11 protein-coding genes are annotated in these 11,268 nt (G+C 40.7%); 5 read left to right on the top strand and 6 right to left on the bottom strand.

Annotated features, from left to right (window positions below; genetic code table 11):
• Nucleotides 1–2: 2 nt before the first annotated feature.
• Together ADH92_RS05685 and ADH92_RS05680 are read left to right on the top strand one after the other, a co-directional pair.
• On the top strand, nucleotides 3–947 hold the full coding sequence (locus ADH92_RS05685; protein ID WP_031576884.1) for a magnesium transporter CorA family protein: 945 nt from the start codon (nucleotides 3–5) through the stop codon (nucleotides 945–947).
• 28 nt (nucleotides 948–975) lie between these two features.
• The gene (locus tag ADH92_RS05680; protein WP_031576885.1) at nucleotides 976–1,653 is read left to right on the top strand and encodes a DUF1129 domain-containing protein; all 678 of its coding nucleotides are present in this window, start codon (nucleotides 976–978) and stop codon (nucleotides 1,651–1,653) included.
• Between the two features lie 491 nt (nucleotides 1,654–2,144).
• On the opposite strand, the gene ADH92_RS05675 is transcribed toward ADH92_RS05680, so the two are convergent.
• From ADH92_RS05675 to rpsF, 5 genes are all read right to left on the bottom strand, one after another.
• Nucleotides 2,145–4,220: an ATP-binding cassette domain-containing protein gene (locus tag ADH92_RS05675; RefSeq protein ID WP_031576886.1), complete on the bottom strand. Its 2,076-nt coding sequence runs from the start codon at nucleotides 4,218–4,220 to the stop codon at nucleotides 2,145–2,147.
• 264 nt (nucleotides 4,221–4,484) lie between these two features.
• Nucleotides 4,485–5,006 (bottom strand): GNAT family N-acetyltransferase, encoded by a 522-nt coding sequence (locus ADH92_RS05670; RefSeq protein ID WP_031576887.1) that lies wholly within the window; start codon nucleotides 5,004–5,006, stop codon nucleotides 4,485–4,487.
• Between the two features lie 108 nt (nucleotides 5,007–5,114).
• Nucleotides 5,115–5,354, bottom strand: a complete 240-nt coding sequence (rpsR, locus tag ADH92_RS05665; protein WP_000068664.1) for a 30S ribosomal protein S18 — start codon at nucleotides 5,352–5,354, stop codon at nucleotides 5,115–5,117.
• Between the two features lie 41 nt (nucleotides 5,355–5,395).
• Complete coding sequence (locus ADH92_RS05660; RefSeq protein ID WP_003008622.1) at nucleotides 5,396–5,893, bottom strand: single-stranded DNA-binding protein; 498 nt, start codon at nucleotides 5,891–5,893, stop codon at nucleotides 5,396–5,398.
• 20 nt (nucleotides 5,894–5,913) lie between these two features.
• On the bottom strand, nucleotides 5,914–6,204 hold the full coding sequence (gene rpsF, locus ADH92_RS05655) for a 30S ribosomal protein S6 (RefSeq protein ID WP_003005040.1): 291 nt from the start codon (nucleotides 6,202–6,204) through the stop codon (nucleotides 5,914–5,916).
• A gap of 304 nt (nucleotides 6,205–6,508) precedes the next feature.
• On the opposite strand from rpsF, the gene ADH92_RS05650 reads away from it, so the two are divergent.
• The 3 genes from ADH92_RS05650 to ADH92_RS05640 are packed head-to-tail and all read left to right on the top strand — an operon-like array spanning nucleotide 6,509 to nucleotide 8,838.
• Complete coding sequence (locus ADH92_RS05650; protein WP_031576918.1) at nucleotides 6,509–7,561, top strand: bifunctional glycosyltransferase family 2/GtrA family protein; 1,053 nt, start codon at nucleotides 6,509–6,511, stop codon at nucleotides 7,559–7,561.
• Entirely contained in the window at nucleotides 7,548–8,450 is a 903-nt protein-coding gene (locus ADH92_RS05645) for a phosphodiester glycosidase family protein (protein ID WP_031576920.1), read from the top strand. Before ADH92_RS05650 ends, ADH92_RS05645 begins: the two co-directional genes overlap by 14 nt.
• Complete coding sequence (locus ADH92_RS05640) at nucleotides 8,431–8,838, top strand: hypothetical protein (protein WP_037585728.1); 408 nt, start codon at nucleotides 8,431–8,433, stop codon at nucleotides 8,836–8,838. The genes ADH92_RS05645 and ADH92_RS05640 overlap by 20 nt, the downstream gene beginning before the upstream one ends.
• 66 nt (nucleotides 8,839–8,904) lie before the next feature.
• On the opposite strand, the gene ADH92_RS05635 is transcribed toward ADH92_RS05640, so the two are convergent.
• Entirely contained in the window at nucleotides 8,905–11,001 is a 2,097-nt protein-coding gene (locus ADH92_RS05635; protein ID WP_031576923.1) for a surface-anchored 5'-nucleotidase, read from the bottom strand.
• Between the last annotated feature and the right edge of the window lie 267 nt (nucleotides 11,002–11,268).

Here is an 11,268-nt window from a genome sequence, read left to right as displayed (position 1 = left end):
CCATGAAACAGGTCTTTTTATCGACAACGACTGAATTTAAAGAAATAGAGACGCTGGAACCCGGTAGCTGGATCAACCTTGTGAACCCTTCCCAAAGTGAATCGATGGAAATCGCCTCTGCTTTTAATATCGATATTGCAGACTTACGGGCACCACTCGATGCGGAAGAAATGTCCCGTATGACCATCGAAGATGAGTATACCTTGATCATCGTCGACGTTCCCATCAAGGAAGAGCGGAACAATCAGACCTACTACGTGACGATTCCTCTAGGGATTATCCTAACAGAAGAGGCTATTATCACGACTTGCTTGGAGAAATTGCCGCTTCTAGATATCTTTATCAACCGACGCTTGCGGAATTTCTATACCTTTATGCGGTCACGCTTTATCTTTCAGATCCTCTACCGTAACGCCGAACTCTACTTGTCAGCGCTTCGTACCTTGGATCGCAAAAGCGAGCAGATTGAAAGTCAATTGCACAAATCAACGCGTAATGAAGAGCTGATTGAGTTGATGGAGTTGGAAAAAACCATCGTCTACTTTAAGGCCTCTCTGAAAACCAATGAGCGCGTGATCAAGAAATTGACCAGTGCCACTAGCAACATCAAGAAATACCTAGAAGACGAGGATCTGTTGGAAGATACCTTGATCGAAACCCAGCAGGCCATCGAGATGGCAGATATTTATGGAAATATCCTGCACTCCATGACCGATACCTTCGCATCGATCATCTCCAACAACCAGAATAACATCATGAAGACCTTGGCCATGGTGACCATCGTCATGTCCATCCCAACCATGATTTTCTCTGCCTATGGGATGAACTTCAAAGACAATGAATTACCGCTCAATGGAGAACCAAACGCCTTCTGGCTCATCATTTTCATCGCTTTTGCCCTGACCGGGTCTCTCGTCGTCTACCTCATCCATAAAAAATGGTTCTAACACCTACTAATAACACTAAGGAGTATTTATGTCTCAATTTGATTTGAATCAACTCAGCAAGAAAAACCAAGAATTTATCCGCATCGCCAAACACCAATTGCTTGAAAACGGGAAATCAGAGGAAGAAGCAGAAAGCCTCATCCAAGAAATCCTTCCAGCTATCCATGAAAACCAAGGAAAAGGGATTCCGGCACGGACTCTTTTTGGAGCTCCAACTGTTTGGGCGAATTCTTTCAGCGAGAAAGAACGCTATGAAAAAGAGCATCCGAAATTAAACGATGCTCCCTCTCTTATGATTTTGGATTCCTTCCTCTTTATCTTTGGTGTCTTTGCTGCGATTAGCGCCTTTATGAACTTGGTCGCACCGCGTCGTACAGGCTATGGGTTGATAACCTTGATCCTTGGAAGTTTGACAGGGGCTCTGCTCTTGTATCTCATGTACTACTTCTTCTATCAGTATATGGATGGCACAAAAGATCGCAGTGAGCGTCCCTCTCTTTGGAAATCCATGCCGATTCTTGTCGGAGTCATGTTCCTTTGGGTCATCGTCTTGTCCTTTACATCATTACTTCCACAAGTCCTCAACCCAACTATTCCAGATGTTTTTGCCATCGTTTTAGGAGCTCTAGCGCTTGTCCTTCGCTTCTACCTCAAGAAACGCTTTAATATTAAAAGTTCGAGCACAGCACCCGCAACTCGACGTTAAAAAGAAACGGATGAAGTTAAACTGCACCCTAAAAGTTAGACAGAAAAAATCTAACTTTTGGGGGGTTTTTATTATTAAATTAACATATGAGGATAAGGTTCAGATCTATGAACCTATCAAACCAGAATATGTAAAATAACTCTCAAAAAAATTTTGAATAAACTTTCTACTCTGAACCACATGATTAAATGGATTGATCATTATGGAATAAAGATTTTCAAAAAAAGAAACATCACTATTCTCCTGATTATGGGGGATAAAAAAACTCACCACTGTTTATCCAGCAGTGAGCCATTCATCCTATCTAACCATAAGAAATTCTAAAAATCTAGAGAATAATAATGCTGACCTCCCCATAGGTTAACAGCTCCCCATGGAGAGTTTACTCCTACACCGATTAAGACAGATCCGTTGGCTCGTTGACCATAGGGAATATGTGACTTCCATGTTGAGCGATTGCTTATTGTATTTGACCACTATGACCAATCAATTTATCTATTCTTACGAATGGCATCAACAATAGGCTGCTTCCCTGTCAGATAGATAGGAATAAGCCCACTAGTCATTAATACAACAAACGTAAGGATAATTAATGACGCTATAGAAGCTAGATAGAAATGAATGATATCAACTACTTCTAATTGAAGCATTTGAATAGCTAATAGAGTTAGTATTAAAAGCAGAACACTTGATAAAGTAATTATTTTCTTTCCATAATTTAATAACTCGAGAATAAATAATCTAAAAACATGTTTTGTACTATATCCCATAGCCTTTAATACGCCAACTTCGTATTTTCTCGTTCGATTTATTAAAAAGAAGACAAAAGATAAGATTGCAACTACAAGCAAAAGCATGACAAACGAAATAATTAGCAAAAAGTTTTTTATGTATTTTAAACCTTTATTAAATTCTTTATAATTCTCGAAAGACGAAACAATCGAAAATTTATCCGAAATATTTTTAATACGGTTAATTTCCTGAGGGACATCTTTGCTATCCTTTACAGTAACATGTACTGCACTTGGTGCCCATTCTTTTACAGGGAGATCATCAATGGTTTCTCTCCGTTTGCTCTCCGCACCTATATATTTGCTCTGTATTTTCAGCATTTCATCACTCGCCATGAATAAGGTGTTATCATTTACAGAATAGTTAAACGGAAATTCTTCTTTTACGATCCCTAGTATTTTAAACGTTTGTTCCTCTTTCACATATAGGTCTCCGTCAGATTTAGAATAACTTCCTTCTTTATCTATATGAGATTCATAAATATTAATTGGGACATAATATGTAAGTGTCATCTCCGACCCAGCTACAATGTCTTCTAGTTTTTGTTCTTTGATAAATGATTCCGAAACAAATATCCCCCTATTTGTAGTCCTGTCAAAGTATTTTATCTGTCTCTGAGTCGTATTCGTATTGAAAAGCGGTTGCACACTGTAATTCTTGGATAAATGAATATTCTTTCCATTAATAGATAGATTCGGTGAAAAATCTCGACTAATTTTTAAATAGTTTTCAGCATTTTCAAAAGTCATTCCCATACTAGGAAATTCAATATATGGTTCTAATTTGTATACATTCCTACTATCAGAAATTTGATGTATTTCCTTATTCGATAGCGATTGGAAATCATCGATCACCTTGTTCGTCCCAAGTCCTATTGAATCATTAATAACCAAGAAACCATTTTCTAATGAATCACTGATTATTCTTTGATACTTAGAAGAAAATAATGATTGAATATTCATAGAACCAACTGCCAGCGAAACTGTGAAGGAAATTAGTATTAATAAAAGTACAGGTAAAGGAGGTACCTTCCTTTTCTTTTGGATCTTTAATCTAATATGTTTCTTTAATTTACTAGCATGCCACTCTTTTTGAAAATTACACTCTATGTCTTCTTTCATTCCAATTAATTTTTTGTCTTCGAAATGTAGCTTTATATCTCCTTTGTTAATGACATATTCATCGTGAGAAACTACAATAACGATTTTATTATATTTATTTGCTAGTTTTAACAGTAAAGATGAGACAAGCTCTCTATTTTCAGAATCCAAAGAATTTGTAGGTTCATCTGCTAAAATAATATTCTTATCTGTTACCATCCCTCTAGCAATAGCAACACGTTGTTCTTCTCCTCCTGATAAATCCTCTGGATATACATCCTTCAATTCTAGAATCTCTAATTCACTTAGAATATCATCTATTTTCTTTTCTACTTCTTTTGCTGATAAATTGAAAAAATCTAGCGAAATTTTCAAATTATCATACACAGTCAAATCATTTATTAGATTATGATTTTGAAATATAAAAGCTAGATTTTGCGCAATAAAGGATGAAACAATCTTCTTGTTACTCGTATCAATTTTGGAGCCATCATAAATATAAGTTACTTTAGGGTCATACTCTGAAATCAGACCAATTTTATTCAGTAACGAAGTTTTTCCAACTCCAGATTTTCCATAAATTGTATATAATTTTCCCTCTTTGAACTTTAGAGATGTTGGTAGCAACAGTGTTTTCTCGCCATACTTAATAGACAAGTTATGAATTTCAAACATTAACGGCCACCTCCTTATGAGAACGCTTACCTTCAAGGGTATTATAGCTCTTTTTTCAAACTATATCAATTTAAATGAGTAAAATACTTTTATAACAAATAAAATTTCACCTCCCGTTTATATCTGCAACTAGACAATTGACTTTCATATCAAATTTAATCTAAGTGCAAACAAAAAACTGCCCAGAGGCAGGTCTGACAAATTAATCTTGTTCTATAATTTCTGTGGTTGGTAAAAGCACTGCAATAATTATGGAGCATTATTTTACTGCATATCATTGTTCAATCTTTTTGAAAAATAGAGGACTAAGTCATCATTGTTTTCACAAGAACTGTAAGGGGCCAAGGGGCGATCCCTAAACCAAATTCCAGATCCATCTGGGATATAGCCTCGTTTAACATACAGTCTTTGAGCTGGGCCATAACCCGAGTGTAAACCAACCCCTAAAGTAACAATCTCTGATAGTAGCCGGACTCTTTTTTCCGCCTCTTCTAAGAGTTGATTCCCAATTCCTCGACTTCTAAATGGCTCAAAAACATTAAAATCAGTTAGTTCAGGATAGACTCCCACGAAAGGGCCGTGCTTGGCAGCAGGTAATATAGTGATATAGCCTGCCACAAATCCATCCGACTCAGCTACTAATACGTCCCTTTCCCCATTCTCCTGATCCTGAAAATAGCTGGTCAAGATATCCTTTCTACCCGGCCACCCTTGGTGGATAAAGGCTTGAGAGATGTGCTCAATATCTGTCTTTATCATCCTCCTGATGATTACACCTTCCTTCATAGTTCCCTCCTTGATACATTTCTTCCCACATTATAACATGATTAGAGCTAGGGAAAGGTCAAAGAGGCCCACCCGGACCTGAAAAAAAGACCCACCCGGGTCTTTTTTTTAATCTTCGTTTACGAAAGGCATCAAAGCCATTACGCGAGCGCGTTTGATAGCTGTTGTTACTTTACGTTGGTTCTTCGCTGAAGTTCCAGTTACACGACGAGGAAGGATTTTCCCACGTTCTGAAACGAAACGGCTAAGAAGCTCAGTATCTTTGTAATCGACATATTCGATTTTGTTTGCTGCGATGTAATCAACTTTTTTACGGCGTTTGAATCCGCCACGACGTTGTTGAGCCATGTTTAATTCTCCTTTATAGTTTTAATTCGTTAAACCCATTCTTAGAATGGAAGATCGTCGTCTGAGATATCCATTGGATTCGCTCCAAATGGATTTTCTTCACGACCAAAGTTTGGCGCTGCATTGCTTGGTTCAGATCCACCAAAGCTTGGGGTTGCATTTCCAGCAAAACCACCGTTGCCTGATGAATAGCCACCACCTGCATGCCCTTCGCGTGCTGCACGGCTTTCCAATAGTTGGAAGCTGTCTGCTACGACTTCAGTGACATAAACACGTTGACCTTGCTGGTTTTCGTAATTACGTGTTTGAATGCGACCGGTAATCCCAATCAAAGCACCTTTCTTAGCCCAGTTGGCTAAGTTTTCTGCTTGCTGACGCCAGATCACACAGTTGATGAAATCGGCTTCGCGCTCTCCATTTTGACTCTTGAAGTTGCGGTTGACAGCTAGGCTGAAAGTAGCAACTGCTTGATTGCTTGGAGTGTAGCGAAGTTCAGCATCACGGGTCATACGACCGACAAGTACAACATTGTTAATCATAAGTCACCTCTGATGATTTCTTACGCGTCAACTTTTACGATCATGTGACGAAGAATGTCACCGTTGATTTTTGAAAGACGGTCGAACTCGTTAAGAGCTACAGCGTCGTTCGCTTCAACGTTTACGATGTGGTAAAGTCCTTCACGGAAATCTTGGATTTCGTATGCAAGACGACGTTTTTCCCAATCTTTTGATTCAACAACAGTTGCACCGTTGTCAGTCAAGATAGAATCGAAACGTGCTACCAAAGCGTTTTTAGCTTCTTCTTCAATGTTTGGACGAATAATATAAAGAATTTCGTATTTAGCCATTGATAATGTTCCTCCTTTTGGACTAATGACCCCCTGTCTTTGCAAGGGGTAAGTGAGGTTTACTCACAAGAAACTATTATACCAGACTTTTCGAACAAAGGCAAGAATTATCTTTAGGATTTAAAAAATGATTTCTGGACGTCCCCTTCGAGAAAAAAGAAAGAAATGTCCTAAAAAATGATATTTTATAGAAGAAACTATTCCCACTCTTCCTCTCCTTTCCTTAAAGAAAACTGATATCAGTTAGCTTTAAGCTTGAGTCTTTATACTAGCTACAACAAATCTCAAGAAACGAGGAACGATTATGAATTATCTTATCATCCCCGCCTATCAACCGGATCTGAATCTTGTCAAACTGGTTCGCTTGGTCCACGCCAAGAGCGATCTCCACATCATCGTGGTCGACGATGGGAGTGATGCTGACAAAAAAGTGATTTTTGACAAATTAGAGGGTCTTGCGACAGTTCTGACCCATGAGCACAACCAAGGAAAAGGGCAAGCTCTCAAGACTGCTTATGCATACATCCTAGAAAGAGGCACCTATGGAAGCATTGTTACAGCTGATGCAGACGGTCAGCACAAAATTTGGGATATTTTCAGGGTTGTTAACCAATCTCAAGAGCATCCTGGAACACTTATTCTAGGAGCCCGCGCCTTCTCTGGAAAAGTTCCTTTGCGTTCCGCCTTCGGAAATAAATTGACCCGCTTCTTATTTAAGCAACAAACCGGAGTGGCGGTCAGCGATACCCAAACGGGCCTACGGGCTTTCACTACGAATCTCTTGCCTTTCATGCTTGAGGTTGACGGACAGCGCTATGAATATGAAATGAATGTACTCCTCGCAGCAAGCAAATCCTTCCCCATCGTGGAAGTTCCCATCGAGACGGCCTACATCAATGACAACGAAGGCTCCCATTTCCGACCTATTCGAGATGGCCTCATGATCTACAAGGACATGTTCAAATTTGCCCTCTCCTCTCTGAGTAGTTTTATCGTTGACTATCTGGTCTACGCCTTCTTCCTTTTCGTGATGATGGCCGTGCCCATTAGTCTACGTATTCTCCTAGCCAATGGGATCGCTCGTGTAACGAGTTCCATCTTTAACTACTCGACCAATAAGCACCTAGTCTTTAAGAACAAAGACAGCGTCGCTAAAACTGGAAGTGGCTACTTTGGCCTAGCCCTCGGCCTCTTTATTCTCGATACGCTCTTGATTCGACTCTTCTATACTGCTTTCGGGCTCAATCTCCTGATCAGTAAGATTGTCGTTGGCTTCCTCCTCTTTCTGGTCTCATGGGTGATCCAGAAAAAAGTGATCTTCAAAGAAAGGACTGCTCCCCACCATGAAATTCTTTAAAAAATCCTACACCTATGCTGCCTGCTTTGGCCTTCTTTTGACCAGCAGTTTTAGCTACTCGATGCTCAAGACCTTTGTCTTATCCGATGCCATCCAAACCGTAAAAGCTACGACTACGGATACTAAAGCAGCAAAAAAAGCAGCTGCATCGGCAACAACGACCGATACCAGCTATTCAGATGACAATATCCAGGTGACTTTAACAGAAAAAACGGTTGAAAATACCCAGGTTTACATTGCAGATATCACAGTCAGCTCATCTGACTACCTCAAAACAGCCTTTGCACAAAACACATACGGAACCAACGTGACAGCTAAGACCTCTGTCACAGCTGCCAACAACAGTGCCATTCTGGCAGTGAATGGTGACTATTACGGGGCTAACAGTACAGGATACGTCATCCGAAATGGAGTGGTCTACCGCGATACCGTTCGGGAAGATTCAAGCAATGGTGACCTAGCCATTTACAAGGATGGATCCTTCAAAATTATCTACGAAGATGAGATCTCTGCAGATCAATTGGTCAAGGACGGGGTCGTCAATCTCCTCGCTTTCGGTCCTTCCTTAGTTGAAAATGGAGAAATTACCGTCGATACCAACTCAGAAGTTGGACAATCCATGGCATCCAACCCACGTACAGCGATTGGGATCATCGATGAAAACCACTACATTATCGTCGTGTCAGATGGACGGACTTCAGAAAGTGAAGGACTGTCTCTCTACCAATTAGCGGAAGTGATGAAGTCTTATGGCGTTAAAACAGCCTACAACTTGGATGGTGGTGGATCTTCTACCCTTTATTTCAATGGCCAAGTTATTAACAAACCAACTACAAATGGTACTATTTCAGAAAGGGCGGTGAGCGACATTGTCTACATCGGTTACTAATCCTATCAAACAACGATTGAAAAAAACGATTCTCTGGTATCCTCTTATTTCAGCTTTCTTCTTCGTTGGAAGTCGCATCTATGAACACTTTAGTTTTGGCGAAACCTCTGCCTTCATGCACTACCTCTTCTTTATTCCTTTGATCGGTGGCACCCTACTAGTGCTTCTACAGTTGATGGTGAAAGGCTTCTCTCGCCTGAGTCTCAATCTTTGGAATTCTGGAGTGGCTACGCTCACAGCCGGAGCCCTCTACCGAGGGATTGTTAACCTCTCTGGTCGATCTACTACAATGGATCAACCCTATTATTACCTTGGAGTTGCCTTTCTAGCACTAGCTCTGATCAGCCTCTTCTTTGTCCGCAGTGTCTGGGTGGAAAAAACAGCCTAAGACATGAAAAACGTCCGTTTCTTAAAAAAACGGACGTTTTTTAGGGTAAGTTAACGGATGAAGAACTTAACCTTCACGTTTTTTGCTGACTACAAAGCCTGCTAAAGCTAGTGAGGTCATGCCAAAGAGGCTAAGGACTGTGGAAGCCAATTCTTCTTGACCTGTTTTTGGAAGACCCGTTGCTGGTGTAGCAGCTACTTCTGCTTGGCCACCCGTATGATAAGTGACAGCGACTGGTTTGACACTTGCCACTTCTTTTGTTTCGCTTGCAGCTGGTTGAGCTGGAGTTACTGGGTTTTCAGGTTGAGATGTTGGGGTAGTAGGAGTCACTGGAGCTACAGGATGGACTGGATTTACAGGACTTACTGGATCAACTGGCGATGGCTGTGGTTCCTGTTGTGGTTGAGGTTCTGGAGTTGGTTTTTCTTCTTCCACTTTTTCCACAAATGTCTTGTTACCCAAGATTGAAGCAGACAACTTCTTCCCTGCCTTATTCACATCTTCGATGTATTGGATAAAGACTTCTGTATCTGGATTAATAGCACCGATCAATTTTGTATCGCGGAAGACTGAGAAGCCATCACCACCACCATACAAGAAGTCGTTGATAATCGCCTTGTAGGTCTTGTTGCGATCAATTTCAGTTCCGTCTGCCTTGTAAGCTTTCACGACCTTATAAGGATTTTCTTCCGTTGCATCGGCTGGTTTCGTATAGGTGTACTTGATCCCTGCCATTTGCAAGAAGTAAAGCTCTTTCTCATCATATTGTTGATCCAAAGCTTTGTAGATTTGGTCCCCAGTGATTTCTACTACTTGGAGGATATTTCCAAATGGTTGCACTGCTTGAGCTGCACCCCAAGTGACTGTTCCGTCTGGTTTCACCACGAGGTCTGCACGAATTCCTCCATTATTGGTGAAGGCAAAGTCAACATCTGGATAACCTGATTTTTTGGCAATATCTAGTTGCGCTGCTGTGACCAAATCTCCAACAGCACTTTCTTTTTGCGCATTCAATTCACGGGTAATATTTTCAGCTTTGTCTGCTGTACCGATTTTTGCTTCTGTTACTTTTTTAACCGTCGCATTGGCATCATCGATGATCGCTTGAACCTTGGCATCTTTTGCTTTGCCTTTCGATGGATCTACCGCAATAATCTTAGCAGTTGGAGCTTTGACAAAGTCAGCTGTATCCGTATCTAGGACCCCACGGACATCCGAGTAAGCTTTCCCTTGAGACGTACCTTGAACAATCAAGGTATTTCCAACCATCCCGTTTGTATATTGGTGGTTATGACCTGCAAAGACGATATCCACTGAGTTTTCAGGATAGATTTGGTTTAATTTTTTGATCATGTCTGCAGCAGGACCTTCTGCTACCCCATTTTTACTTGTTGCAGCAACGTGGGCCAAGACAGCGATAGCATGAACGCCTTGGTCATTCAGTTCACGCGCATATTTGGCAATGGATTCTGCTTCATCCAAAACACGGTATTGTTCATGATTTTTACGCAAAACAAGATTTGGGAATTCTGTCGTAACAACCCCGATAAATCCGACCTTAACGGTCTTGTCATTGACTGGGATTTCTTTGATGGTATAAGGTTTCCAGTCAAATGGGATTTTGTTAGTATCTTTGTCAACCAAGTTGGCAATTACAACTTCTTGTTTAGAAGCTTCATGAGGATACTCATCGACGATCTTATTGAATTGACCAGGTGTTGGGGCTTCTCCCTTCATGATCCGGTTGAATTCACCAAGTCCTTCGTCAAACTCGTGATTTCCAAGAGTGCCATATTCAAAGTTCATTTCATTGAAGACTTTTACAGTTGGTTCATCTTGAAGGAGGGCAGAGTTGGCTGGACTAGCGCCGACCATATCTCCCGCTTGCACACGGATGCTGGCATTTGGCGTTCCGGCATTCTCCGTTTCAAAGTCTTTTTGCGAATCGTTCAAATAGGTTGCCAAAAGTGGGGCTGTTCCTGCATTTTTCACAGTTTCGCCTTCTAAACGAGCTGTCCCTGTTTGTTCCAAGGCACCGTGGAAGTCATTGACGCCCATGAACTGCACAGGCAATTCGTCTGCAAAAACGCTATTGATCGCAAAAACACTAAGACCTGCAGCGACCGCTAGGATACTGCTTTTCAAGATAATTTTTTTCTTCATAGAATACTCCATTTTCTAATGTAGAACACTTCTCCAAAAAGGAGAACGCAGAACAGTTGAATTGCTGCAATCAGCTCTTCCATTTTACTATTTTTTCGGTTTTACTTCAATATTTTCCTGGAAACTCTTGCAATTTTATTTGAAAACGCTTGATTTCCGAACATCTATTCTCATCCTCTTACTTTTGTTACTTGCTGTTCATCACAAAAGAGGCTGGGACAAAAGTCCTAGCCTCTCAATTATTTTTGGATTGTCGAGCAAGACGCA

The organism is Streptococcus parasanguinis, assembly GCF_001073155.1.
GTDB lineage: Bacteria > Bacillota > Bacilli > Lactobacillales > Streptococcaceae > Streptococcus > Streptococcus parasanguinis_D.
This window is presented reverse-complemented; position numbering and strand designations above follow the sequence as displayed.

Coding starts and splice junctions, on each gene's coding strand:
- ADH92_RS05685 (WP_031576884.1), top strand. CDS start 3: ATGAAACAGGTCTTTTTATCGACAACGACTGAATTTAAAGAAATAGAG.
- ADH92_RS05680 (WP_031576885.1), top strand. CDS start 976: ATGTCTCAATTTGATTTGAATCAACTCAGCAAGAAAAACCAAGAATTT.
- ADH92_RS05675 (WP_031576886.1), bottom strand. CDS start 4,220: ATGTTTGAAATTCATAACTTGTCTATTAAGTATGGCGAGAAAACACTG.
- ADH92_RS05670 (WP_031576887.1), bottom strand. CDS start 5,006: ATGAAGGAAGGTGTAATCATCAGGAGGATGATAAAGACAGATATTGAG.
- rpsR (WP_000068664.1), bottom strand. CDS start 5,354: ATGGCTCAACAACGTCGTGGCGGATTCAAACGCCGTAAAAAAGTTGAT.
- ADH92_RS05660 (WP_003008622.1), bottom strand. CDS start 5,893: ATGATTAACAATGTTGTACTTGTCGGTCGTATGACCCGTGATGCTGAA.
- rpsF (WP_003005040.1), bottom strand. CDS start 6,204: ATGGCTAAATACGAAATTCTTTATATTATTCGTCCAAACATTGAAGAA.
- ADH92_RS05650 (WP_031576918.1), top strand. CDS start 6,509: ATGAATTATCTTATCATCCCCGCCTATCAACCGGATCTGAATCTTGTC.
- ADH92_RS05645 (WP_031576920.1), top strand. CDS start 7,548: ATGAAATTCTTTAAAAAATCCTACACCTATGCTGCCTGCTTTGGCCTT.
- ADH92_RS05635 (WP_031576923.1), bottom strand. CDS start 11,001: ATGAAGAAAAAAATTATCTTGAAAAGCAGTATCCTAGCGGTCGCTGCA.